Raw genomic sequence first — 23,673 nt, forward strand, 5'->3', positions numbered from 1 at the left:
AAATTAATTGAATAAAAATTAAATACCCAAGAAGATCCAGTTATCGCGTCGAAAACTGAAAAATGGAATTGGACCTATAAAATAGGGGGTACAGCCCAAATCGACGAAGGGCGACTTCGCACAAAAACGAAAAAAGATCGCTGTTTCAACGCTATCGGTAGTCTCATCCGTTCCCCAAATAGCAAACTTGAATGCCTTGCCAAAGGGGTGGCGACCTGTAGGCTCTTTGCCACAGTTAACAGCTCCTAATACCCCATGCCCGCCTTTAACTCCCCAAGGGCGATCGGGACAGATGTTTCCCGATTGAGGATCGCGCCCTTCAATCCACTGCACTCCCTCGGTAGGCAACCGCCAGTCGCTACCAAAATTCTCAATATCGTCTAATTCAATATAAGGACAGCGAGAACCTGCGGTGCAGGGAACATTAAAGCCTTCTTCGTAACTCCCACTGACGGTTCGTTGGCGATTACTCTCAGCATCACCCCAAACCGCATCGATCCGCATTACTGGCATGGCAATATTAGAAAGGGGATTGGGCATCTGACTCAAAGCAACTTTAGATAATGCGGGAACGTCATTTACCCCTGCATTTTCCCAGCCTGCAAATTCTTTTAACGCTGTATCTTCTAAGCCAGGGATATCGTCGATACTGTATTGAGATAGGTCAACTTCTCCCAATTTAAGCTCCTTAGCCATAAGATCGCTCTCTACTAGAGAATCTATACTGGTATCTTCATAACCACTGCCGATTCTAGTTTCCACTAGTTTGGCAATTGGTTCGATTTCACTAACCTGCTGTTGACCCAATCCTGGTACTGCCTCGACTAATTCTCCCAACGACTGCTCTTTAGCTAGCTCGAAAGCAGATAGAGCGATATCACTAGTATCAACTTCTGTAAGAACGGCAATTTCACCAATACTTAATTCCTGTGCTGCAAAACCTTCTTCCACATCCCCCAGTTTGAGAATATCGACTAGAGAATCACCTGCTACCCACTCCCGCGAGAGATCGTAGCCAGCATAAGAATTAAATTCCGTGCCGATGCTTCCTCCTTCTTGAATCGGCGGAAAATCTTCTAAGGTAATGTTGTCCCAGTCAGGCAAACTTACCTGTCCCACTAGGCGATCGCCATCAACTACATTTTCAGTAATGCTTTTGTCATCCCAATAGTCAGCAGCCCTTACCTGAGTTATTGGTGCTGCGAACAGTGTTGCAGTAGTTAAAGCTGCGATCGATAATTTAGTGTTTTTTGAATATTTAAGAGTTTGACTCATTGCTTTTTTCACTGTATTTGATACTTATTCCACGTACCGACGTTCGCTAGGCGATCGCACCCACAGAGTGCAAAAACCTCTTTTGGTTTCTCGCCCCTCCAAACGCAGCACCACCCCCAGCTTCTCGGCATCTCGTTCGCATAAGAATGAACCGCCTCGCTTGTTGAGCAAAACCTGATTCCACTCCATAAGCTCTTTGGCATACTGACCTTGGAAACCAGTAGCCCACTGGACGAGTTCTGGATTTTCTCTGGCGGACTTACCGACATCGCTCATTGCCCATTCCAGAGCGAGTGCTTCTTCTAAAGTTAGCTGTCTTGCTCCTTTAGGATCTGGTTCTGGTGGCGGTGGTTTGTAGAACATAGGGATTGCCAATCCCAACACCACACCAATAGAAACAGAAAGGAATATATAGAATGCAGCCTTAGTCAGAGCGATCGCATCGTGGCTAATTTTAGTAAAGGCTGCTTTTTTAATGACTATATTTGCTGCATCGGTAATCTTGTCGCTGTGGGCATTTAAAGCTGCTGCGGAAGCTATTTCCAGTGTTTCTTGAGTTTCTTTGATATAACCTTGAAGGGTTTTAGAATGCTCTAAAAATAAAGCATGGGAATACTTCAGCCGTTTTTGCCAGTCTTTGCGCCACTCCTGGTATTGCTTAGCGAATAAAGCCTCAATCTCCGCTGGTTTTTGATGCAGCAGCAATTCAATTTTTCCCGTAGCTATCAGAAAGATAAATAGAGGATCGTCGCCTTTAATGTCGGTTTCCATCGCCGTTCGCAGCACGATTTCCCGTTCGCGATCGCTCATATTTTCTAAGGCAGTCGCCATAAATGCCCGATTTTTTGCTTCGGTGCTTCTGGCTGTTGGATAATCAGAACCGTAGAAGGTTTGACCGTCAGAATCATCGGTTGCTATATCATCCGCCAGTAGATCTTCCGTTCCGTCTTCAGCGCATTCAGCCAAAGTTTCAATTTCTGCGGGTGTTAATTCTTGACTCATTTTTTATTCCCCGTCGCTTCAGTAGAGGAAGTAGCAAACTTGCCCGTGCTTTCAATAGCTGCTATCGTCTCGCTCAGAAACGTTTTGACCCTCTGGCGAGATAACAGGGGTAATTCCGCCATTACTTGAGAAAAAGGTTGCTTTTGGCGATCGATAAACTCGATATCGGTACGACGCAAACCAGGGAAATCAATTTCTGGAAACTGATGTTTGGACTTTAATCCAGACAAGCGTTCGCCCGAATCGATTTCCGACCAGTCCAACCTTAGACCTTTGTTGCGAACTAAAATATGAGGTAGTTTTCCCTCGTATGTCTGCAATGAATCTTCTAGTAATTCTAAGGAAATATCGCTGCCATTAGAGAGGAAAAACTTGCAGAAACTAACACCGCTTTCTTTAGTAAAACTTTCCTCCAATAAGTTATTGCCTTCAATCCAGAATTTAACCTGCTGGTGAACTTTAGCTGGAAGATTGACGATGACATTTTCTTTCATTGCCAGTTCGATCAGCTTGTCAACATCACCTGCTGTCTGTGAATACATCATCGTCGCCTCATCAGAAGCGGTAAACTGAATGTCCTTAATGCCTTGATAGATTTGAGCGACATCGGGTTTAGGATCGGTATCGATCAATTTATAGGTAATCTTTTTTTGTTCTAGGAAGTGAAGCAGACAGCGACAAAAGAGACTTTTGCCCATGTTCCCCTTTTCGCTATCGATAAAAAATATAGTTGCCATAGTGTTGACCTGAATAAAATTGATTGAATTGAGATTGAATTTTGAAGAGCCTATCGGCTCAATGTGTGTGAAAAATTCCTAAATTAATGGAGATTCAATTCATGGCTAAACGCACATCTCAATCTTTGATGCAGAAAATCTTTGCCGATGCTGACGAACGCAGACATAGAGCTATTTACTATGTAGCCAAGGAAGTATCTGGTCGAGCTTTATCCAGAGTCCATAAGGAAAAAGGGAAAAAGTTCAACTGGGATGCTTTTGGCAAAAAGTTCGAGCAAAGCTACGGTAAACATTCTGCTGATGAGTTATTGAACGAAATCCTGGAAAATGTCTATTGGCTTACTAGCGAAGCTGAGGTTATGGAGCTTTATTTCCGCTATATGCGTGACATTGATAAAGCTAGTAGCAAGCAGAAAGAATCTGAAAGTGACGACTTAGATTTTAGCTAGATTCCTGTAGCTACACTATATATTTATTTAAAGACCTTAACTGGTCTTTTTTTCTATTGAGCTTCAGCTAACAAGCCACCACATACAGCTACTACTACAGCTTGAGTGCGATTTTTTAAGCCCAGCTTTTTCACAATTCCCGAAATATAGTTACGTACAGTGTGAGAGCTAATACACATACTCTGCCCGATTTCTTGATAATCTTTGCCAGCGATCAAATGCTTGAGGGCATCTAACTCCTTTGGTGCGAGAGAATCCAATCTTGAAGATGATACTGGTAGCAAGAGATTGGTTGATAGTAGTTTACTGGTTTTAGGATGAACATAAATACTTCCTTCATAAGTATTGGCTATGGCTAAAAGCAGCTTAGAAATATCGCCATCTTCTAAGTAATAGCCTGCTGAAATGGAGTAAACCTTTAGTACAGTTTCACGCTCTAGTTGTTGTCCACAAACAATTAATTTAGATTGGGATGACTGTTCTTTTAATTGCTCGTTAAGTTCAAAATCACTAGCTACTAAAAATTCTAAATCCAAAATAATTACATCTGGTTGATATCTTTGTGCCAATCTCAAACCTGTAAATGAATCGGCACAATCGTGAATGGTTAAAGAATTTTGCTGTGATAGTATTTTGCATAATCCCAATCTTTGGAAAGGATCGCGTTTAATTAATAAAACTGTAGCCTTTGGTAAATTAAAGCTACAATTGTTGCTTTGATTGACTTCTATCTGATTCATAACTTTTAAAGATTAATTATTAATCGTATTAGGAAAATAGGTTTTCTTGTGTTTAATTATTTTGTTTTCTCAGTTAATACAATCATAAACTTGGAAGATATCGAAGTCTATTCCCAATATTAATAGTACAAATTGATGAGATCGAATAATCGATTAGTATCTATTGGGCAGCGGTGCAAAGAAGAGCTGAATAATAATACAGCTACTCATGCTCAAGCCTTTCAATTACCTTATCCAGTCTAGAGTTATCGATCCTGGTAAATTGGAAACTAACACTACCGTCTCTATGAATCAAATAAGAATATAAACTTATGCCTGAAATATATGTCTTTGGTGGTTGTAACGGATCGGGAAAGACGACTTTAGCTACTACAATCTTATCCTTATTTGATAACCCGATTGAATTTGTCAACGCCGATATCATTGCTGCCGAACTTAACCCTAATGATGTTAATGCTGTCGCTATTCAAGCTAGTAGGTTGATGCTGGAAAGAATCAACACTCTATCTCGACAGGATAGGGATTTTGCTTTCGAGACTACTTTAGCAGCTCGAACTTTCGCTAAATTCTTGAGAGAGTGTAAAGCTAAAGGCTATAGAATTAATTTAGTGTACGTCTGGTTAGAAAGTGCAGAATTAGCAGTTAGTCGAGTAGCCAAAAGGGTAGCATCTGGAGGTCACAATATCCCAGAAGATATAATACGTAGGAGATACGAAAGAGGCAGAGACAACTTTGTTAGTCTATATTCCCCTATAGCTGACTACTGGATTGTTTATGATAATACTAGACAGACTAGAAGCGTAGTAGCTGAGAAGACACCCAGCCGACAAATCACTGTCTATCAACCATCGATTTTGCAACAAATTACTCAAGAGTCATGATGAATCATAATACAGATGATAGGTTATCTACCAAGCTAAATCCCCTTGTCCAAAAAGCAGTGGATGAAGCGATCGAACAGCACCGAATCAAGGGTGAGTCGATCGCCATAGGCGAAAACGGTAAAGTAAAAATCGTTCCCCCAGAAGAAATTACTCCTCTAGCAGAGAAGCTCGAACAAAGAGAAGCCCCCAAACAAGCTCAGTCTTAACCATTTCCAATGGACGCAGCACCAGCCATCTTTATAGGTTTGGTTGAGTTTTTAGGAGTATACCTAGCAAAGTCTATAAACAAACCCCAAGCATCGGCAAATCTCAATGGTAGTTGCTGCTGTTTGAATCGTGGTGATTCAACTTTGCTCAAATTCAATTCTGATAAAAGCGATCGCTCTATTAACTCTGTCGAGCTAACTTCTACGTCTGAATATTTACCCGATAGGTAATCCTTTAATTCCTGTCTGAAAAATCCCGACGTACCACCCGTATAAACGAGCCTATCTAACTGTCTTTGAGTAGGAAGAACTTCATCTAACCAGCCTTCAAGTAATTGCCAATATTCTCTCTTTGAATTACTTATAGCAGTTTCAATCCTGCTTTTTTCAACTTCCGCCTTCTGTTTATCCCTAGACTTTACTAACTCTTCTACTACAATCTTAGTTATTAATCTCTCTTCACCTAATGCAGTTTTGTGGTTAATAATATTCTCTTCACAAGTATAAATAGCAGATTGAATATCTTCTCTGGTTAATCCAGATGTTTTCTTAATAATGCGATCGCTAAAATTATAAAACCCCAAGTTGGTAGTTCCGCTACCGTCAAAACTAAGCGTACCATCTTTAAATAACAATAAGCTGGTGTTGCGATAGCCAAACATTAATACGGCAAAAGTTTGAGCCTGGACTGTTTCGAGAGAGCAAATTTTTAGCAGATTGGAGACAATACCATACCCTTCTGGTTGGCATCGATATCTCTGCAAATCAACTCCTATGGTCTTACCCTGAAACTTAAACTCGCTAATCGATTCTTCCAACTCTTTTTCTAATTCAGAATTATTGCTAGATTCGCCTAATGGCAGCAGTAAAGCTAAATCTAATTTTATTTGGTCGGATAACTTTTCTTTTACCGCGATAGCACCCACAACCGAGAGAATTTTGGGTACTATCGATTCATATTTTAACGATTTGATACTAGTTGATGCGCGATACTCCTGTGCCAATCTCCCTACTAAATAGCAAGAGTTGCTGTCAATCTGTAACCAAGCATTGTGTTCGGGTTTGCCCAATTTGGAAGTTTGTTGCAGATTCTCAATTACATTTACATCTAGCTTTAGTAGCTGTGCATCCATAGTTAAATGCTTTGGTTGACCACTTCTGCCAACTCGATACAGCACCTTAGTCAAACTCGTACCGTGGTCACAGACTATAGTTAATTTTGAGGCTCTTTTATTCATATTTTTATCGATCGCAGATTCGTTTTTAAACATACATTTACCAAAGCTTCCGCCTTCGTTCGCTACCTTCCCCAATCGCCGAGAAGTTGTTTATCGGCTTCAGTTTCTTGTTTATTGGCAAATTCTTCCCATAATTCCCATTGAGCTTCAGTCCAAGAATCATCTTTTTCTGGCTGGAGTTCGATCAGTTTATCCTTGGCATCTGCTGCTGATGATGAAGTATCCACAACCTTTTGTAGCTTTTGTCTCAACTTATCTAATTCGTCCTCTTCATGTTTTATTGCAGACACTTTAGCTGTTTCTACAAAAGACCTATTTTCCTTTAAGGAATTATCACCGTTGGCAAACTCAGTAACTACAGGATAGTTTTGAGATACAGCTATTGGATTATATATAGAGTTTGCTGAAAAAGTAATCGGAAAAATTGACAAGAATCAGCTTGTTTAAAAAATAAGTTTTTATGTTAGTAATTTGACTTTAATATCAGTTTTAATAATAAAAAAGTCAGTAATCGAGCCGAATTTATAGGTATTCAGAAATAAAGACAAAAAAAGACAGCTAACCTGCCTGAGCAGGGTGGAAAGATTGATAACTAAAAAAGTAACGGCAATAGAAGTTTCTGCTGTCTTTGAGAGTTTTGCCATGATACAGTTAAGTCCATAACGTCGTTTTGCTTGTCCGAATTTTCCCTCAATAGCATTACGAAATCTTTCATCATCTCTAGCTTGTTTTTTAGTTGATTTACTAACATTTTTAGGTGGTCTTCCCAATGGTGGTCCACTGATTCTAATACCTCGGTCTTTACACCAAGTTCGATTCTCTCTATTGCGATAAATTTTATCTACATGAACTGAGGATGGATAGTAGCCAGTGAAGTTTTTATAGGCTTCTACTTGTGTTTTTAAATCCCCTGATTCATTAAAGTTATCCCAACTCAAATGATCTAAAAATACATATTGGTCAAAACAGCTTACTGAAATTTTTGCTCCGAATTCCACAGTTTTTCCTGCTTTTCCTCTGACGATAGGACGGATATGAGGTTGAGTTATACTGACGATTCTATCGTCAATTCTGTTGGATTGATTCTCATACATCCACAATTGTTGACGATAAACTTCTGTAACTACCAACAACATTTTATATTGGCTTGGAGATAGACTACTTAAATCAGCCTCGGAATTAACTAAATTCTCTATGTGAGATAAATTTCTTTTGATGTATTGTAATTGTTTGGCGACTGCCGAGCTTCTTTCTTGTCGAGATGGACGACGTTTCTTCGCAACTTTCAAATAATCTTTTCTCGCTTTCTTTCTATAAGTCCTTGGCTTTTTTACTTTCTTTGTTTGACAAGTTTTATAAAGAGAATCTAGAATTTTTTCGGTTTGTCGTCTGGCTTGATTTAATATTCCCAAATCATTGGGATAACTTATATCCCCAGGAGCGCAAGTAGCATCTAATATTAACTTTCCTTGATTTTTAATTGATTTAACTTCTTCTTTTTCGTTTTTTTTCTGTTTCTTCCTCCTCTTTCTCTCGGAGATTATTTACCATTTTTATATTGATTTTATTAACTAAATCCAGGTCTATTCTTTCTCTAAAATAAACCATCATTGAGGCATCAAATGGGGCTTGATTGCTATAGTCTGACATCCCTAGAAAATACTGTAAATAAGGATTTTCCCTTATTTGCTCTACAGTTTCTCTATCGCTTATTCCTAATTTTTCTTTAATAATTAATGCCCCCAATGCCATCCGAAATGGTTTGGCTATTGCTCCCATTGTTTCTGAGAAATTTTCTGCATATTCTGACTCAAAATCTGACCAAGGAATTAACTCTGCCATAATTACCCATCGGTTTTCTGATGACAACTTACTTTCAAAGGGTAATTCAAAATTTTCTGGGGTAAGCTCCGACTGGCTAGTTTTACGGTACATTTGTTCTTGCTCAGATAAGTGCAAGGGTCTTTTACCAATTTTAGGGGTTTTTCGCCATTTTTACTTAACTTTTTTCTGCGCCTAAAATCCTTATAACCTTTATTGGCTCAAGGTTGTCAAGTTATTCAGCAAACCCTATATAGATGGGGATGGCAATGCACAATATTCCCTAATCGCTCTTCCCCATGATTCACATTCAATCGCACAAGCTAAAGCAGTAGCGCGATACTCTTCTTTGGTTGAATCTAATGTAAATGGTAAGTAACGGGCAATCAGGGTACTTCTTGCCATTTCTAAATTATTTAAAGGCATTTTTTGCAGATAGCTAATTACCTCCCCTAACGGACTATTAGCAGAACACCTAAGTTCTAAACCTTCTCCTATTTTTAATCTTTTTTCTTTTGCCATCTTTTTATGAGTACACTTCCAACTAAATAGAAATACAAACTATTGCCTGAGAAAATTTTTAACAAATAGATCGAGCAATAAAGTTATTTACAAAATATACAAATTACTGTTAAAAAATAATGAAGACGTAACAGCGACAACAGTACGCCTAAATTTCGCTTTTCTTACGCAAAAGTGGATTACTAATAAGTTATCACAGCAATTTTTCGCTAACAATTCCCTATTTGAACTAAATGATTTATCGTTTTGTCATATATTAATATGTACTTATTAACGCCGATTATTCCAATTTATTGGCGTTGATAAACTAGTAAATATCTGTTTTTACTGTAATTTATTACTGATTAGTTCTGTGATATTATTGTTAGCAAGCAGTGTCTTAGTACGTACTTTTAATAATCAAGTATTAGTCATTTTAAGCAACGACTCTGCTTGTTAGAGGCATTTCCCTAAGACCCCACAACGAACTTAGTTTAATACCATTATTCATTCTCTCTTGGTATTTAAGTTTCACATCGATCGCTAATGACTAAACCCAAACAAAATTCTGGTCACAAGAAAGAATCACGAATATATATTAGAGCTACAGCTAAGGAGAAAGCACAATTACAAGTTAAGGCAGAAGCTTCGGGTATGACTCTAGCTGAGTATCTGATTAATTCTGGCTTGAATAAGAAAATAGCCAATGTAACTCCAGCAATCGATAAGTCTCTTTATCTGGAACTATGCCGTCAGGGTAACAATCTTAACCAGTTGGCTCGCTTACAAGATGCTCAAATAGCAGCTTCAAATAAGAGCTTCCAACTACATCCCGACGAGCGGGCGATGTTAGAAAAGATTTATAATCTACTGCGCCAAACATTGAGTCAGTTACAGGAGAAAAAAGTAAGTTGATTGGCAAAGTTACTACTGGTAGCAGCTTCGATCGCCTGTTTAGATATTTACTTAAAGACAATAAGCAAGCTCGGATTATGGGTGGCGAGCGCGTATTACTCGAACCCGATGCCAAGGAACTTGCCAGTCAGTTCGACTGGATAGCCAGCACTAGACCCACTACCAAAAAACCTGTTAAACATTTGAGTATTGGCTTTGCTCCTGCCGACGGGGAGGTAGATGATTCTACCAAGCTGGCAATCTCTGAATCGATAGTTAACAAGCTAGGCTATACCAACAATCAGTGGGTAGCGATCGCCCATGGCAGAAATGACCCTGGACACGATTGGCAACACGACCACGATCATCTGCATATTGTTATCAATGGGATCGATTTTAATGGCAATCGCGTTTCAGATAGTTTCGATAAAACTCGTTTGGAGCAAATTCTCAGAGGATTAGAAGCAGAACACAAGCTAACTAAAGTTGTATCTAGTCATGAATGCGATCGCCAAAGACCAAAAACCAAGCAGTTACAACGCTACCAAAGAGAGAGCAGGAAATACCCAGATACAGCACCAGAAATTCCTATAATGGCAAAGCTAGAGGCTGCGATCGGTGCTTCCAGTCGAGATAAACCAACTATGACCACGTTCATAGGTAGAATGCAGCAGTTAGGAATTGATGTTCGACCCTACATTACCGAAAAAGGTCGAAAGCGTATTAGCTATCGCTTGGGAGATTTTAAAGTTAGAGGTAGCAAGCTACATAACGGTAGTTTTCCTAAGTTGCTTTCTGAGCGAGGCATCGATTTTGATGAGATTAGGGATACTCCTGCACTTGAAGCTGCATATCAAGGTAGATCGGTAGAAATAGACAATAAACAATTTCTTGACTGGGAACAGATTGACTTATACTATTGGCTACCGCAACCCCTCAAAGCGTTAGCTAACGTCCATTTAGTCGAGAAAGTTCAGGAGATAGCCGATCCAAAACAGTGGAACAATCTTCAAAAAACACTACTCGCTCGCTATGGCATCCCCGAACGTATATCTGCTGGTTTGAATGAAGCTGACTTACTAGATGCGTCGGCGGAAGGAGAACCGATTTGGCACAAACAAAGCTTATTAGGCAGTAAAGATTCTCACTTTTGGTTTGAAATTGGTGGTACTGGCAATCGAGCTAAGAAGATGATTGTCACAAATTCGCCCGTAGAAGCTATATCCGCTTATTTAGTCGATCGATTGGTCGATCAAGAAGATTGCCCCTGTTTGTATCTAAGTTTAGATCGCTTAGGACAACTTACTGAACTAGATTTAACTAAGTTTAACTCTGTAGTCGTTAATAACAGCGATAAAAAGCTAGTTTCAGATAGCGTTCGGGGTTTGGTAATTCAAAAGGATGTCAGTAGTTGGCAGCAAAGTTGGTTAGCTCATTGGAACAAGGTTGAGACGATTTTAAAATCTGAAGCTAAAAACAACAACACATTAAGTGAAAGAAAACCCAGCAATTGTAAACAACTAGAATTGTAGTCTTACAACAAGAAATTCGTCTTAATCGCCCAAGCTGACGCTTCCCAGAGGAACATTACGATTCCTCTCAAAAATGAAATATCCCTTGAGTCCCGACGAAAAGCGGCAACTTTGGCAACAGTATCAAGATCGAAAACCGAAGAAAAAACTCGATTCCCATTTGAAAAGAGATTTGAAGCACGGCTGGCTCTTTCCTTACCTAACACAAATTGAGAATCTGATATGGGGTAGATGGCTGTATTGGCAAGAATGTCAATTGATGCCTGAAGTTGCCTGGGAGCGTTGGAAATTGGAAAAGACTATCGCTCTAATTGAAAATAGAAAACCAGAAGCCATACCCAAATTTGTCATCGAACACATCCTACCAGATCGAGAAATTCCTCAAATTAGCTGGGGCTTCAACGAACAGGCGGAGAAAATGCTTATTGATTGTTTGGATGCTATTCCCGTATCTGGTAGCTGGAATAGTTGGAGTAGCTGGACTTATCTGCGTTATTTCCTGCATTGGCTGCTATTTGGCTTGGGGCATCCTGCTTATAAGGAATTACTCGAAGAACCCCAAGGTTGTGAGGGGGCATCAATGCGACTGTACCAACTATTCGATCTCACCTATTTACTGATGTTTCCCTACGACTACTTTGGCAGGCTATTGCCTCAGATTTCAGGTAAAAAAGCACAGCAAGCAACTGGATTTTTTCCCACCCCAATGGTTGTGTCCGAATTCATTAGCAAAATCCTTGACTCAAATTGCTCTAGAGATAAGCTGGCTCGCTTTCATACAGTCAACGAGCCAGCCGTAGGTACGGGGTCGATGTTATTAACCCAGAGTAACTATAATCTATGTGCTATTGGCATCGATATCAATCGCGATTTGCTCGAATGCGCCCTAATTCAATTCGCCTTGTACGCTCCCTGGTACTATTGTCCAATTTGGTGGTTGGGCAATACAGATCTAATCTGTGGCAATTCCCTTACATTGGAGAATTTTAAATCGATTAATACTAAATTTTGGCTACCTAAATTTGCCGACATTGTAAAAGTCGAACTAAAGCCCACAGACAAGAAAGCTTATCAAGACAACCTCAAACAAACGCTACAAAATTCTCATTCAAAAACAGATGTTAATCCAATTGTTAGCAAGGCTTTAAAGAATAAAAGCTCTCTGCCTGAAGTTACACAAGCGAACTTATTTAGTTATCTGAAATAGCCCGAACATCCACCGCAGTATAGGGCTATCGCCCCCAATTTTGGCTAACTAAAGCAATAAATAACTGCCCTTATGAAAGCCAATCTTGTGACAGATTCAAATAAAAATACACCAATTAAAAAAACTAGATACGAACGGCAATCGAAAGATGACGAACTCGAACCTTCAAGCTATTTAATCGCCAAGATTGAGCGTGAGCGCGATTACTTTCATACCTGTATTTATAGTCAGTATTAAGGAGTAAAAAATGAGCCTAGCTACTCAAGTTCTCAAATACAGTTCAACTAGAGCAGTGGAATTATGGAATCTACTCAAGCAAACTAAAGATGAATCGGATCTCGAAATCTTAACCGCTTCATTTCTACAGCATAAATCTGACCAGGAAGTTGCTATTGATGCGGTGGCAGATGTTGCCGAACAGATTGAAGCCGAAATTGCCGCGATCGCTGCCAGGAAACAACATCTAGTCGAACTTCATAACCGAGCAATCGAACGCCTTAAAAGTAAAAAGGAAACTATCGACAGAACCATCATCAAGCTCCATGAATCAGGAGCGATCGCTAATAAGACAGAGGGTTTATCTAGAACTATCAAAATTCAAAATAATCCTCCAAGTTGCCAGGTACTAATTCAGACTGAGGATTTACCAGAAGAATATCGGTATGAAAAGGTTGAGATCAAACCAGATAAGAAAGCCATTACTCAAGCTTGGAAACAAGGCATTGAAGTAGAAGGTACGGAAGTATTTCAAAAACAACGAGTAGTTTACGGATTAAGCAAGGATATTACCTAAGATGACAGACTCTTCAACAACTAAAACCCCACAACCAGAACCTTACAATTTAGATAAATGCACAGTCAAAATTGTCATACTATTGCATCCAGGAGATTCTACTAACGATGATGCTAAATGTACTATTGCTGTCAGCACCCATGAAGATATTCCTCTAACTCAAATAGTCAAGCGATCGCAGGTTAATCTACCCGAACCAATTACAGATTTGCTTGAAGAATTAAAAGCTGACTTGCCCCAACGAGAGTTTCATGCTCGCGTCAAGCAAAGCAAAACCAGTAAGCAAAAATCTACTAAATCTAATAAAACCAGTTCTCAGACCAAAGTAGAACCAACCGAATCAAATACCTCAACTATCAAACAAGTTCAATTATTTTAGTACAAGCTATGAGTGATAAAGTTCCCGTAGTTTTTGAAGGCAAAGAATATCCTATTGATGCAGCAATTGCAGCAGATGATGACAAACTGCGACAAGTCTTATCCCCCTTCATTCCCGCAGCTGCCAACGCCAAGATTCAGAGGGAATCAGGTCAACCAATTCAAATAATTAAACAGGCAGGAACAAAAGGATAATGAATCAATCTCCTCTAGAATACCTGTGCAGTAGTCCAGAAACTATTAATCCCGCTATTGTTACCGCTCGTAAAATTCAACATCTCGAACTGTCAGGACAAGTGACTCCAGAGATGATGGCAGAATTAGCTAAAGAAGCCAAAAGTGCGATTGCGCTCCGCGCACTGCCAAAGGCAATCGTCGAGGGCAAACAGGCTATTACTAATTACGGCTATAGTCTAGAGCAACTAAAGCTCGCCAATTCCCAACCCAACAAGATTCCCTGGGGATTTTAATAAATAGTATTGTCTCGAAAAAGCTAAATGATAATAAACTCATCCTCGCTCTGGCTAGTCTGAGCCAGTATTATCGAGAGCAGTTCCATATTCAAGTTCTAAAAGTACCAACAGCTTTTCTTCTAAGATTGTTAGATAGGGAGTTTTAAGCTTTGCCAAACCATTTAAAATCCAAAGTGCGGCTTCATCCAAGTTCCCCGTTTGATGAAGCTCACTCATACGAACGCCCAGATTCTCCATTTGCTTACATTCATCCTGGGAATATTCTAAAGATTGAAGATGCTCTGGTCGCAGTATGTATTCATTATCCCAAGTAGCAACCGAGCAGCTAAATTTATAGACTTCGCTCACAATACACCAGCAGCCACTTTTACCCCGTAATTCGGGATTGTCCTTAGCTATAAGAAAGCAAACTTCTCCTACTCGAAGAGTTATTGGCGGTCGCTTTTTATCCTTGATACGCTGTACCACATCTTTGACAATCTTTCCCGTCGGTACTTTACCTCCAGCCTCTTCTACAGCAGTCTCCCAAGCTAATACCTGTTCTTCGGCATTTAGCTGACTCATCGGTCTTACCTGTCCTTCCCTAGTTGGCAAAATGTGTACAAATTGTACACATTTTTCGCTCAAGTTGTTGTATATTTTAGCAGCATCAATTAGTTGATATGAACGACGGCGAACATAATCAAAGCGATCGCGACAGTAATCTTCAAAAGTAGCGTGAGTAGAGCGGTAAAGCCTACGGTCGCGTAACTGCATTAATGCCATGCCAGCTTCGTAAAATGCCCGTTCGACTTTTCTTTCCAAGTGTAAGCGATCGCCTTCTTCTTCTGTAGTAAGAGGTGCGATGGGTAATACTGCTAGTTCGCTAGTTTTACTCGAAGATTTTCTTCTCTTTCGCCATTGCTTTTTGGAGCGCGCCATCTATTGCTTCTCCGATGATGCTTAAATTATTTTACCTTCTCAGCACCGTTAAAGAGATGTCGAGGGACACTCAATGCATGAAAATATAGTATCAATCGCCAAAATAGCTCTTGGAAACATCGATTCTCAAGAGCTATCTGTGAGTTGGTAATATCGCTGATAAATCGTTAATGATTACCCCTATTCAGGGGCAAAGGCAAATTGTACATACTTTTATCCGCTACGGACGATCGCGCTTCACGCCTCAACAAAGTCGATCGCAAATAAACTTTAAGTGGGAGAATAATTAAGAAAGTGTAAAAAGCCAATAATGAGCTACCTGCTTTATTCTCAAGCAGCACAATTAAAGCTACACGAGCCAGTTCCCGTCACTCTTCATCCTGCCGCAGTTTATCTTAGTTCGTTAAGCCAAGGGTCGCGTCGCTCTATGCTGTCTTCTCTCAATGCAATCGCTCGTCTATTGACCGAAGGAGAGTGTGATGCTTTTTCTCTAGATTGGTCAAAGTTACGCTATCATCATACCGCAGCAGTTAGAACTGCTTTAAAACAAAGGCTTGCTCCTACTACTACCAATAAAATGTTAGTTGCTTTGCGTCGGGTTCTCACTGAGGCCTATCGCTTAGATTTAATTGATGCCAACGACTTTCATAAAGCTGTCGATATCTCTAATGTCAAAGGCACAGGAAAACTTAGAGGTCGCGCATTAACTGGTGGTGAAATAGAAAGTTTGATCTCTTGTTGCCACGAACAAGGAGGTGCGATCGCCATTAGAGACGCAGCGGTGCTTGCTATTCTTCGTTGTGGCGGTATTAGGCGACAAGAATTAGTTCGCTTGCAGATCGCCGATTTGGATTTAGCTACTGGAGAATTAACTATCGAGCGAGGTAAAGGCGGAAAGTTTCGTATTGTTTATTTGACAAATGAAGCAATCGCCATGGTTGAAGAATGGTTAGAGATTAGAGGCAATCACCCTGGTGCATTAATCTGTCCTGTAAACAAAGGCGGTAATATAACACTGCGCCATTTCGCAGAAGATGGAGATGGTATTTACAAGTTGGTCAAAGCTAGAGCAACAATGGCGGGAGTCAAACATTTTTCACCTCATGATTTTAGGCGTACATTTTGTAGCGATCTTTTGGCAGAGGGTGAAGATGTGTTTACGGTACAGGAATTAGCTGGTCATGCTTCTCCTGCCACTACTGCTAAATATGACCGTCGCGGTGAGGGGAGAAAACGTCGAGCAGTTAAACGACTAAAATTTAAATAATTGCCAAATGCCATAAAATTAGACTATTGAACGTTAGTTCTTATTCCATACCCTCTAATAACTTAGCTATTTGTTCTGGTGCAGGAAGCTGATCTTTTAATTCTTGAGGTAGGGTTGAAACAATTTGATAGGTAGCAATCCCTATCGGCTGATTAGATTCTTTAAGGGCATATTCAACAATCCAAACTTACGTGCCATACGGATGTAGAACTCCCGCATTTCATCATCTTTGCACTTCTGCATGAGTACCAAATTATGCGTCCAGCTAAAAAACCGCTGATGCCTGGAAATTCTTGTTGTAAATCTTTGGCTAATTGTTCTACTACTGACTTTCCCCAAGTTTCTCCCTGTTGTCGAGTTACAATCGATTTGCCAATCTTCCAGTAAAGAGCGATCAATTTTTGGTTAACTGCTTTAAGAGCTTCATACTGAGCAGAACGAATATGCTGCTTTATTTCACCCAGTAATCTTCCGTAGTTATCAGCATTTAATTCGCTCATTTTTCCTGTCTTTTGTGACAATCTAATTATTTATCATTAACTCTGACAGCATTTTAATTCTTGACAGTTGACTAATGCTTCTTTGCCATATTTATCTTTAATTTTGGCAACTATTCCCGTAGTAGCTTCAACAATCCATGTACCCTTCGCTTTTAACCATTCAACTATCGTTCCTGGCTGGATAATCTGGTTTTTTCCTGACTCTATTTCAATGTCCGCTTCGGGAGATAAATTATTATCTTTCCCTATAGTGGACACGGCAGACAAATTATAAACGTCACCACTGCTTGCCAATTCAGCTTGTGTGAAGGCATTATCTTTTTGCAACCAGTTCGTAAAGATTTCTTCTCTGCCGTCATTAGGGGATTCAAACACATAAACCCTTTCTCGTTGCTCTCTTGAACCCAGGCGACCAATATAAGTCAGTTTTAGTCCCAGTAAACTTAGTAATTTTTGAGCTATTTTAATTGGCGTATCTGAGTCTACTATAGTCAGACCTAAAAACGTTTTGAGTTCTCGCTTATTCGCATGAGCTAGCTCGGCAATTAACTTGATATTGGGATCGCTACCTCTATACTGAACTCCTGGTTTGAGTAAATTGATAATCAAAGTCTCTAACAGTCTTAGTGGTGTAGACAGCAAACTGCGATTGAAATCTGGCAGCCATAAACGATTCTGATTATGCTTGGCGATCGCCTTTAACTGTTTTAAATCTCGCTCTATTAGATATTGTCTACCGACAGTGAGGTAATAGTGAGACAGTATCTTGCCGTACCAACCTTCGTCATCCTTTGCTACCAGATCGGGGGTAATGGACACATCGCTGCCATAACGTCTAACTAAATTGCCCTTACGTTCGACCCATCTTTCTGATTTAGTTTTAGCTCGTTTGTCTTTTAGTTTCTTATATTGAGTGTCTGTAGGGATAGGTGCATCGGCTACTTGAGTGCATTCAGTTTGATATTTAGTTTGAGCTACCTGTTTTAATTGTGTTTCTATGTCGGTAACCCGATTAGGAACTTCTGTTTTAGGTTCATTTGGAGCGGTTACTTCGTGTCCCTCAGCAATTAAACCTTCGACAATAGATGAGCGATAGTTTTGCATAGTGAGGTTTATATAACAACCTCTTCTTGCCCAGGTGTTCAAGGATTCTGGTTGGAAGTTAGTATCGAGATCCAGGTCTGACAAAAAGGTATCGGCAAGCTGTAAGTATCGAATATTCTTGCTGGCTTTATTTTTAGTGCTGGCAATTAAAGCTTTTTTAACCGTAGCTCCATTACCCACCATACATTTATGAAAACCTCGTTTGGCTGCCCAAAGGTAGCGGGGAACATTGGCTCTGATCCGTGCTAATGCTTGGCGAATAGAATCAGCCGTTTGTACTCCTTGAGCGATCGCCCAAACGGAATCAAAATGAGGGACTTTTTTAATTTTGCCTAAGCTTGTATTTATTCCCTGCAATAATAGTTGAAAGGCAATGGGAACTTCCCAATGGCGTTTATTCCTCCTTTCGCATTCGATACTAACTCCTGTTTCAATCGAAGGAGAAGCGATCGCCAGATCGTAGTTGGGTAATATTTCATTAAGGTGAGCAATACAGCCATAGGCTGGATGAGACGGATCGGCTACTGTTTCTGAATCGATGCGGAGGATTTTTTTATTCGGGAATTTTAACTGAAGATAGGATTCTAGGTTTTGTGTACCCCATTTAGACTTGAGTTTCTGAGCCGAACAACTAATAAAAGGTCTGCCCCCTGCTTCTATATGATTTACTAAGTCTCGAACCAAACGAGCGGGATTTTTCTCTTCGTAATTATGTATTGTCCAACGTTGCTCAATAGGCGGTTGCCAATCATTGACCACGACAAAAGGTTCGACATGAAAACCTGCCAGAGAACGAATATAGTCGATAGCAACATCTGATAAGTCGGCATCGGCTAAATATACTTGACCGTCCCCTGAAAGATTATTTTGAATTAGAGTTTTAAACTGAGCTAAAATCTCTACTCTTTCGTTTGCACAGGTTGCTGAGTTGAGCATATGCCAAATTACCTGTTCGGCTTCATCAATAATTACTATTCCATCCTCCCAATTATCGGCATTAAACCTCGCTCCAGAGTTGGGATGCAGTGAATCGATACAAAGTCCATATCCAAGAATAGTTCCATATTCAACAGTTTTAATTTCACTCAGGTAAGGAAGTCCTACTCTTTGACATAATGCCTCACCTAATTGAATGCGGTGGGTTAGTAGCAGTACCCATTTGCCTTCTCTTGTGGCTTTGTCTACTATTTGTTCGAGTAAATAAGTTTTTCCAGTGCCTTTGGGAGATTTGAGGCAGATGAGTTTGGCAGTTTCGGGGATGGATAGGGGGTAGGGGGTAGGGGGTAGGGTGTCGGGTTGAAGGTTTTGATTAGCAAGCTTGTCATTCTTGTCTTCTCCTTCCTGTCTACTACCTGCATGCGGGCAAGCCCTTTGCGCCTTCTGCCTTCTGCCTACATGCGGGACGGACGCTTCGCGTCCCAGTGCGCGAATCGAAGATTCGCCAGTCGTCGAAGACGACGACCTGAGCCGAATGGCTCTGCGACGATCTGCCCCTTCGGGGCTGTCCCTTTGTGCCTCAACTAAAGACCGCGGAAGGCGGTCACTCGCAAGCCCTGTCTTCGCAAGGCAGGGAACGAGTGACCCCAGATATCTTCTATTAACCTGAATATTGGCTTTGTAGGTCAACCCAACTGAGGAGCGGACTAACCATGTTTCTAGAGATAATGCCTGATCATAAGCTTGATGAAATGCCTCTGCACCATTTTGGACGATTAAGTCATCAACTCCCTTCGCTGACTCTTGCCAGCGAATTACTTTGACATCAACTCCAGCTTTAGCGAACAGTTTGCCTGTTTTGGCAATTGCTATATTGACATTGGCAATTGTGCTGGCTTTAGTGTCTTTATCGAAGGCAAAACAAACTTTACGTCCAGGTTGAGCAAAGACTTGAAGTTGAGGAATTAATTTGGCTAGTCCTGTTTTACGCCCAAATTCATCTTTGGGTTGGCGGTAGCCGTTGAAAACACCAGGTAAGGCGATCGCTGCGTAGCCCAGACTAAGTAAAGCAGCAGCTTTTTTAGCTCCCTCGGTAATTATCAAGGGAACTGACCGATTACTTACTACCCATGACCAAAATGATATTGGGACAGTGCGACTACTGAGTCGGAGAGTTAAAGGAGAGAGAAATAGCTTAATGTTGTTTAGACGAGCTACAGTGTGCCAAAGAAGCCGAGAAACTTTAAGGGCAATTATTCCTGTCGGGTATTTCGGAGGACCTTCATATTTGATTATTTTCCCTTTGTCTGCCGATAGTCTGGGTAGAAGTGGTTTGAATTGTCCCCAGAGATCGTCATGGTAGTTGTTTAGGACATCAATCCCCGATACCCACCAACCTCCAGCTTCAATATGGCGATAGCGTTTGAGGATACTATAGCTGACTGCACCTGTGTTAATTCTTTTAAGCTTATCGGAAATGAATAAGCGATCTAATGCTGTATTTCCTTCTAAGTGGAAAAAGTTAAGTTTGATTATATCTGGATGGATTCCACTTCCGCACTGGAGTTCTTGATATTCAGCAGATGTTAGTTGGTTTGGTAATTGTTCTTCTTTCGATGTATCTGAAGCAGCGCAATGTTTCGGTAATTGTTGCGTCATTGAAGGAGACTCCATTAATTTATTTGAAGCCTTAAAACCACGACACAGCAAGCATTAACGTCCCATAGCCAATTCACGCCAAGTGTTTTGGCGTAGCACAAGGTAAATGTTGAAGAAGATCGAAGCGTGCAACTCTAAACAACAAGAGATACAATATAAATTCCTACATTTACATTGTGTCTCTGTTTTCTAGTTGATAGCTAGAGTTATTCAGAGAAATGGGAAGGGGCTTAGATACCTGCTTTTATAAGTTGTGGATCTAGGCTCTTTTCTAATTGAGTGAAACAAATCGGAAAGAATAGTCGGTATTAAATAGTTTCTTTCACCTCAAGAATAAATATTTCAACTCCTATTATTGCAAATCCTCCGATCGCACTGTTTAGGAGCTACCTAAACAATTTTTTTGAATGTTTAAGAGCTGAAAATATTGAAATATCGTGGTTTCACCTAAAAAACGTTTCCGAATGAACACCAAACGTTTCCGAATGAACACCAAACGTTTCCGAATGAACACCAAACGTTTCCGAATGAACATCAAGTGTTTAGGAGCTATAGTCATTGATATATATAAATACTGAAGGTTTGTTAATTTTTGTAGTGTTTAGGAGTCTAAAAATCCTTCCCAAACAGCCATAAAATTGATTGCCAAAACAAAAAACCCTTCGATGGAGGGCATTTGAAAGATATTGAGGCATATTTTATTAGCTTGATTATGCTTCTAAACCCAAATGGGTTAGAAGTATAGTTTTAAGTTCTGGGGTAACTGGATGAGGATAGCGACCATTCTCAATCTGAGATAGGCGGGAAGGAGAAATATCGATCTGTTTAGCCATAGTTCTCAAGCTTTTTTTATTAGCTTTACGTGCTTTCCTAATTTGTTCACCAAAGGCTAATAAATCTATGTTGGATATCGTCTCTTGGGTTGAGCTTTGCTCTTTATCGACCTGGAAATCAGATATAGGCAAATTTGGTTTGGGTTCAGGCTGTATTTCTGGTTGATACAAAGTACCGCAACACTTTAACCAATTGTTGAACCAGTATTTTGGTTTTTTAATTTTGCTTTCAGACTCAACCCATTCGGGAACGTCCACATCATATATAAACCTGTATGGATGCTCGAATTTAGCTAAAGTTTTAAGTCCACGATCGAAACTACGCTTTAGATTAGATGCAGCGCTACCATCGTTCGAGGCGGTTTCTATTTCTCTGCCACAACCAATACATTTTAAAAGACTTTCTATCTTGAAATGACCATTTCTATTCTGTTGTAAGGCAAAAAGGGCAAAATAAGCTATTCTTAAGGCTATTTTATCCCGATAAGGATCTAGCTTTAATGATTCACTGCTGAGATAGCCAAACTCCTTCAAATACTCGTGACCAGCAAATTTTTCAAACCAAGAGCCAGGACTATAGGTAATTTCAACATCAATTATGCTATTGTCTCCACCAAGGCTTTTTTGAACTATCTGTTTAATATTGTAAATATCCCAGAGATTGGACATTTCAACCGTAAAAATCCCTTTCTGGCGATCGCGCCATTCTCTTACCCAAACTTCCAGTCGTTTGATTAGATAAACGTGATGAGCTATTTTTTTAAGCTTATCTTGTTTAGATAAGTAGCAAGTAGATTTTTTATTTGCACCTCTTTCTTTTTTAGGAATGTAGTGATTTCTTTTTTTATCTTCACCAAAGTCAGCTAAAAGCTTAGAGGCTGATACAGTAATCTTTTGATTCCAAGCCTCTGGTTTACGAAAAGCGATCGCAGCTAAAGCATAGTGTAGCTTTAGAGTCTGTTCGCCAAACTGATGAGCAATAACTTCTTTAGACTGATATGCTACTTCTGCAAAATCGGTTAAGTCAAATCTATCTCTGATTTGCAGCTCGACGCGACCAGAGGTAAAATCTTTACCTCCATTTAAGCGGTCGTGTGATGATGCCCAAAATTCCATGCCCGTAACCCCTGCTGAGTAAACCGTATCAGTTATTGCGCTACTAGGACATTCTTCGTAAAAATTGTTCTGACACAGTGGCGCTTCTGTCGGGGATCTTATTTGTTTAGTGTTTTGTAGATCTGATTTATTTTCAATATTGGACTCATGTGGATTATTTTTCTTACACTTACTTCTTTTATTACTAATTTTAGCTTCAGAATGTTCCATTATTACGTTGGATGTGGAAGAGTCGTAATTTAGTCAGAATAGTTTGCTTGCTTAAAATATTGCTATATGAATTAGGCTACAAAAAGGCTTAATTTATATTGATAGGTGAAATTTAGCGCAAAAACTGGTTAATGTCTTATTTCTTTGTGTTTTTTGTAGATTAATTAATCCTAATGGATGAACTGTTTGTCCTTATACCAAAGGTAATTACTCTTGCTACCAATCCCAAAAGTTAATCTGTTGCTTAGGTATTTGTGTGTTAACCATGATTGCTGCTACATAGTTGGCTGCGGGAATAAAATGATACATTGACCACTTACCCACAGTGGCAATGTTTCCTTTAATTGCCAGTAATTTAAGATTTCTGTCGTCAAGTGATAACTCAATGTCTGACAAAGAACCAGATAATCCCGTGCCGATCGCTTTTAGATAAGCTTCTTTAGCTGTCCAAAGTTGGTAAAACGCTACTTCCTGTTCTCTGCCAGTAAGATCAGCAATCAATTGATGAAATTCTCGATGAGTGAAAAAACGCCGAGCAAGTTCGGTTATATTTGCCATTTCTCTTAAATATTCAACATCGACTCCGATAAGATGATGATTGGTAAATCCATACAGAGCATACTCTTGTGAGTGAGAAACATTGAACTGTAGAGAACTATTGTCTATTGATGCTGCTAATCGAGGCTTACCGCGATTGCTATACTCGAATTCTATTTTTTCTGGGTTTATTTGGAGATAATTTGCCAATAACAAGCGTAAAATAACCCTAGCAGCAATAAATCTATTCTTATGTTTTAGGTAGTAAAATTTGTTTGCTCTAGCCATTTCATCTGTCGATAAGGAAGTAGCTAATTGCTCAATTTTGTCTGTAGGTAAATCTAAATTAGCACGCCATATATGAACTTGATTGTTAGCTAACACTGGCTGAGAAGGAGGTTCTTGCCAGATCGTATTTAATTTGTTGTTATCGTCCATTATTAGAAGCTAAATGGGTAAA

Annotated in this window: 23 protein-coding genes and 1 pseudogene; 11 read left to right on the forward strand and 13 right to left on the reverse strand. The window is 39.8% G+C overall.

Translation table 11 applies throughout. The annotated features are described in order from the left end of the window. Positions 1–18: 18 nt before the first annotated feature. From PLEUR7319_RS0114050 to PLEUR7319_RS0114060, 3 genes are read right to left on the reverse strand one after another with little or no spacing between them, the layout of a single operon-like run. A complete protein-coding gene (locus tag PLEUR7319_RS0114050) occupies positions 19–1,275 on the reverse strand; it encodes a hypothetical protein (protein WP_019505873.1) in 1,257 nt (418 codons plus the stop codon). A gap of 24 nt (positions 1,276–1,299) precedes the next feature. Continuing rightward, positions 1,300–2,277, reverse strand: a complete 978-nt coding sequence (locus PLEUR7319_RS0114055) for a DUF6753 family protein (protein WP_019505874.1) — start codon at positions 2,275–2,277, stop codon at positions 1,300–1,302. Beyond that, positions 2,274–3,014: a hypothetical protein gene (locus PLEUR7319_RS0114060; protein ID WP_019505875.1), complete on the reverse strand. Its 741-nt coding sequence runs from the start codon at positions 3,012–3,014 to the stop codon at positions 2,274–2,276. The genes PLEUR7319_RS0114055 and PLEUR7319_RS0114060 overlap by 4 nt, the downstream gene beginning before the upstream one ends. A gap of 101 nt (positions 3,015–3,115) precedes the next feature. On the opposite strand from PLEUR7319_RS0114060, the gene PLEUR7319_RS0114065 reads away from it, so the two are divergent. After that, positions 3,116–3,463 carry a hypothetical protein gene (locus tag PLEUR7319_RS0114065; RefSeq protein ID WP_144054304.1) on the forward strand — a complete coding sequence of 116 codons (348 nt, stop codon included), beginning with the start codon at positions 3,116–3,118 and terminating at the stop codon, positions 3,461–3,463. Between the two features lie 53 nt (positions 3,464–3,516). On the opposite strand, the gene PLEUR7319_RS0114070 is transcribed toward PLEUR7319_RS0114065, so the two are convergent. After that, positions 3,517–4,203 (reverse strand): response regulator transcription factor, encoded by a 687-nt coding sequence (locus PLEUR7319_RS0114070; RefSeq protein WP_019505877.1) that lies wholly within the window; start codon positions 4,201–4,203, stop codon positions 3,517–3,519. 311 nt (positions 4,204–4,514) lie between these two features. Here PLEUR7319_RS0114070 and PLEUR7319_RS0114075 point away from each other — a divergent pair, with 311 nt between their 5' ends. Both PLEUR7319_RS0114075 and PLEUR7319_RS0114080 read left to right on the forward strand, forming a co-directional pair. Continuing rightward, positions 4,515–5,084, forward strand: a complete 570-nt coding sequence (locus tag PLEUR7319_RS0114075; protein WP_019505879.1) for a zeta toxin family protein — start codon at positions 4,515–4,517, stop codon at positions 5,082–5,084. Then, positions 5,081–5,293 carry a hypothetical protein gene (locus tag PLEUR7319_RS0114080; protein WP_019505880.1) on the forward strand — a complete coding sequence of 71 codons (213 nt, stop codon included), beginning with the start codon at positions 5,081–5,083 and terminating at the stop codon, positions 5,291–5,293. The genes PLEUR7319_RS0114075 and PLEUR7319_RS0114080 overlap by 4 nt, the downstream gene beginning before the upstream one ends. On the opposite strand, the gene PLEUR7319_RS0114085 is transcribed toward PLEUR7319_RS0114080, so the two are convergent. From PLEUR7319_RS0114085 to PLEUR7319_RS35315, 4 genes are all read right to left on the reverse strand, one after another. After that, the gene (locus PLEUR7319_RS0114085; protein WP_019505881.1) at positions 5,290–6,564 is read right to left on the reverse strand and encodes a ParM/StbA family protein; all 1,275 of its coding nucleotides are present in this window, start codon (positions 6,562–6,564) and stop codon (positions 5,290–5,292) included. The two genes, PLEUR7319_RS0114080 and PLEUR7319_RS0114085, sit on opposite strands and share 4 nt — an antisense overlap. Before the next feature lie 29 nt (positions 6,565–6,593). Then, positions 6,594–6,962: a hypothetical protein gene (locus PLEUR7319_RS0114090; RefSeq protein WP_019505882.1), complete on the reverse strand. Its 369-nt coding sequence runs from the start codon at positions 6,960–6,962 to the stop codon at positions 6,594–6,596. Positions 6,963–6,989: 27 nt separating this feature from the next. Continuing rightward, positions 6,990–8,466, reverse strand: a protein-coding gene (locus tag PLEUR7319_RS39380; protein ID WP_371265370.1) for an IS5 family transposase whose coding sequence is annotated in 2 segments (ribosomal slippage) — positions 6,990–8,033 and positions 8,035–8,466 — 1,476 coding nt in all. Because the reading frame shifts where the segments join, the coding sequence is not laid out codon by codon here. 135 nt (positions 8,467–8,601) lie between these two features. Continuing rightward, positions 8,602–8,874 (reverse strand): hypothetical protein, encoded by a 273-nt coding sequence (locus PLEUR7319_RS35315; RefSeq protein ID WP_019505884.1) that lies wholly within the window; start codon positions 8,872–8,874, stop codon positions 8,602–8,604. A gap of 525 nt (positions 8,875–9,399) precedes the next feature. Here PLEUR7319_RS35315 and PLEUR7319_RS0114110 point away from each other — a divergent pair. The 7 genes from PLEUR7319_RS0114110 (at position 9,400) to PLEUR7319_RS0114145 (ending at position 14,127) form a co-directional block, all read left to right on the forward strand. Further along, positions 9,400–9,768: a hypothetical protein gene (locus PLEUR7319_RS0114110; protein WP_019505885.1), complete on the forward strand. Its 369-nt coding sequence runs from the start codon at positions 9,400–9,402 to the stop codon at positions 9,766–9,768. After that, positions 9,765–11,279, forward strand: a complete 1,515-nt coding sequence (locus PLEUR7319_RS0114115) for a relaxase/mobilization nuclease domain-containing protein (RefSeq protein WP_019505886.1) — start codon at positions 9,765–9,767, stop codon at positions 11,277–11,279. The genes PLEUR7319_RS0114110 and PLEUR7319_RS0114115 overlap by 4 nt, the downstream gene beginning before the upstream one ends. Positions 11,280–11,352: 73 nt before the next feature. Then, positions 11,353–12,486: a hypothetical protein gene (locus tag PLEUR7319_RS0114120; RefSeq protein ID WP_019505887.1), complete on the forward strand. Its 1,134-nt coding sequence runs from the start codon at positions 11,353–11,355 to the stop codon at positions 12,484–12,486. Between the two features lie 247 nt (positions 12,487–12,733). Further along, positions 12,734–13,279 carry a siphovirus Gp157 family protein gene (locus PLEUR7319_RS0114130; protein ID WP_019505889.1) on the forward strand — a complete coding sequence of 182 codons (546 nt, stop codon included), beginning with the start codon at positions 12,734–12,736 and terminating at the stop codon, positions 13,277–13,279. 1 nt (position 13,280) lies between these two features. After that, on the forward strand, positions 13,281–13,658 hold the full coding sequence (locus PLEUR7319_RS0114135; RefSeq protein WP_019505890.1) for a hypothetical protein: 378 nt from the start codon (positions 13,281–13,283) through the stop codon (positions 13,656–13,658). An 8-nt stretch (positions 13,659–13,666) separates the two neighbouring features. Then, positions 13,667–13,852 carry a hypothetical protein gene (locus PLEUR7319_RS0114140; RefSeq protein WP_019505891.1) on the forward strand — a complete coding sequence of 62 codons (186 nt, stop codon included), beginning with the start codon at positions 13,667–13,669 and terminating at the stop codon, positions 13,850–13,852. Beyond that, on the forward strand, positions 13,852–14,127 hold the full coding sequence (locus tag PLEUR7319_RS0114145) for a hypothetical protein (RefSeq protein ID WP_019505892.1): 276 nt from the start codon (positions 13,852–13,854) through the stop codon (positions 14,125–14,127). The genes PLEUR7319_RS0114140 and PLEUR7319_RS0114145 overlap by 1 nt, the downstream gene beginning before the upstream one ends. Positions 14,128–14,181: 54 nt before the next feature. Here the strand turns inward: PLEUR7319_RS0114145 and PLEUR7319_RS0114150 are convergent, their stop codons facing one another. After that, the gene (locus tag PLEUR7319_RS0114150) at positions 14,182–15,051 is read right to left on the reverse strand and encodes a hypothetical protein (RefSeq protein WP_019505893.1); all 870 of its coding nucleotides are present in this window, start codon (positions 15,049–15,051) and stop codon (positions 14,182–14,184) included. A 310-nt stretch (positions 15,052–15,361) separates the two neighbouring features. Between PLEUR7319_RS0114150 and PLEUR7319_RS0114155 the strand changes: the two genes are divergently transcribed. Next, complete coding sequence (locus PLEUR7319_RS0114155) at positions 15,362–16,318, forward strand: tyrosine-type recombinase/integrase (RefSeq protein WP_019505894.1); 957 nt, start codon at positions 15,362–15,364, stop codon at positions 16,316–16,318. Between the two features lie 180 nt (positions 16,319–16,498). On the opposite strand, the pseudogene PLEUR7319_RS42685 reads toward PLEUR7319_RS0114155, so the two are convergent. From PLEUR7319_RS42685 to PLEUR7319_RS0114175, 4 genes and pseudogenes are all read right to left on the reverse strand, one after another. After that, positions 16,499–16,818, reverse strand: a pseudogene (locus PLEUR7319_RS42685) (DUF1016 N-terminal domain-containing protein); the annotation flags it as partial. Positions 16,819–16,854: 36 nt separating this feature from the next. Beyond that, a complete protein-coding gene (locus tag PLEUR7319_RS42690; RefSeq protein WP_019505895.1) occupies positions 16,855–20,517 on the reverse strand; it encodes a plasmid replication protein, CyRepA1 family in 3,663 nt (1,220 codons plus the stop codon). A gap of 710 nt (positions 20,518–21,227) precedes the next feature. Then, entirely contained in the window at positions 21,228–22,676 is a 1,449-nt protein-coding gene (locus PLEUR7319_RS0114170) for a helix-turn-helix domain-containing protein (RefSeq protein ID WP_019505896.1), read from the reverse strand. A 216-nt stretch (positions 22,677–22,892) separates the two neighbouring features. Next, positions 22,893–23,651, reverse strand: a complete 759-nt coding sequence (locus PLEUR7319_RS0114175) for a 4'-phosphopantetheinyl transferase superfamily protein (RefSeq protein WP_019505897.1) — start codon at positions 23,649–23,651, stop codon at positions 22,893–22,895. Positions 23,652–23,673 lie beyond the last annotated feature (22 nt).

This window comes from Pleurocapsa sp. PCC 7319, from assembly GCF_000332195.1.
Classification (GTDB): domain Bacteria; phylum Cyanobacteriota; class Cyanobacteriia; order Cyanobacteriales; family Xenococcaceae; genus Waterburya.

Excerpts from the sequence above, each read along its gene's own strand:
- PLEUR7319_RS0114175 (WP_019505897.1), bottom strand. The coding sequence starts at position 23,651 with ATGGACGATAACAACAAATTAAATACGATCTGGCAAGAACCTCCTTCT.
- PLEUR7319_RS42690 (WP_019505895.1), bottom strand. The coding sequence starts at position 20,517 with ATGACGCAACAATTACCGAAACATTGCGCTGCTTCAGATACATCGAAA.
- PLEUR7319_RS0114155 (WP_019505894.1), top strand. The coding sequence starts at position 15,362 with ATGAGCTACCTGCTTTATTCTCAAGCAGCACAATTAAAGCTACACGAG.
- PLEUR7319_RS0114130 (WP_019505889.1), top strand. The coding sequence starts at position 12,734 with ATGAGCCTAGCTACTCAAGTTCTCAAATACAGTTCAACTAGAGCAGTG.
- PLEUR7319_RS0114075 (WP_019505879.1), top strand. The coding sequence starts at position 4,515 with ATGCCTGAAATATATGTCTTTGGTGGTTGTAACGGATCGGGAAAGACG.
- PLEUR7319_RS0114145 (WP_019505892.1), top strand. The coding sequence starts at position 13,852 with ATGAATCAATCTCCTCTAGAATACCTGTGCAGTAGTCCAGAAACTATT.
- PLEUR7319_RS0114170 (WP_019505896.1), bottom strand. The coding sequence starts at position 22,676 with ATGGAACATTCTGAAGCTAAAATTAGTAATAAAAGAAGTAAGTGTAAG.
- PLEUR7319_RS0114080 (WP_019505880.1), top strand. The coding sequence starts at position 5,081 with ATGATGAATCATAATACAGATGATAGGTTATCTACCAAGCTAAATCCC.
- PLEUR7319_RS35315 (WP_019505884.1), bottom strand. The coding sequence starts at position 8,874 with ATGGCAAAAGAAAAAAGATTAAAAATAGGAGAAGGTTTAGAACTTAGG.
- PLEUR7319_RS0114085 (WP_019505881.1), bottom strand. The coding sequence starts at position 6,564 with ATGTTTAAAAACGAATCTGCGATCGATAAAAATATGAATAAAAGAGCC.
- PLEUR7319_RS0114055 (WP_019505874.1), bottom strand. The coding sequence starts at position 2,277 with ATGAGTCAAGAATTAACACCCGCAGAAATTGAAACTTTGGCTGAATGC.
- PLEUR7319_RS0114140 (WP_019505891.1), top strand. The coding sequence starts at position 13,667 with ATGAGTGATAAAGTTCCCGTAGTTTTTGAAGGCAAAGAATATCCTATT.
- PLEUR7319_RS0114070 (WP_019505877.1), bottom strand. The coding sequence starts at position 4,203 with ATGAATCAGATAGAAGTCAATCAAAGCAACAATTGTAGCTTTAATTTA.
- PLEUR7319_RS0114135 (WP_019505890.1), top strand. The coding sequence starts at position 13,281 with ATGACAGACTCTTCAACAACTAAAACCCCACAACCAGAACCTTACAAT.
- PLEUR7319_RS0114120 (WP_019505887.1), top strand. The coding sequence starts at position 11,353 with ATGAAATATCCCTTGAGTCCCGACGAAAAGCGGCAACTTTGGCAACAG.
- PLEUR7319_RS0114110 (WP_019505885.1), top strand. The coding sequence starts at position 9,400 with ATGACTAAACCCAAACAAAATTCTGGTCACAAGAAAGAATCACGAATA.
- PLEUR7319_RS0114150 (WP_019505893.1), bottom strand. The coding sequence starts at position 15,051 with ATGGCGCGCTCCAAAAAGCAATGGCGAAAGAGAAGAAAATCTTCGAGT.
- PLEUR7319_RS0114050 (WP_019505873.1), bottom strand. The coding sequence starts at position 1,275 with ATGAGTCAAACTCTTAAATATTCAAAAAACACTAAATTATCGATCGCA.
- PLEUR7319_RS0114065 (WP_144054304.1), top strand. The coding sequence starts at position 3,116 with ATGGCTAAACGCACATCTCAATCTTTGATGCAGAAAATCTTTGCCGAT.
- PLEUR7319_RS0114060 (WP_019505875.1), bottom strand. The coding sequence starts at position 3,014 with ATGGCAACTATATTTTTTATCGATAGCGAAAAGGGGAACATGGGCAAA.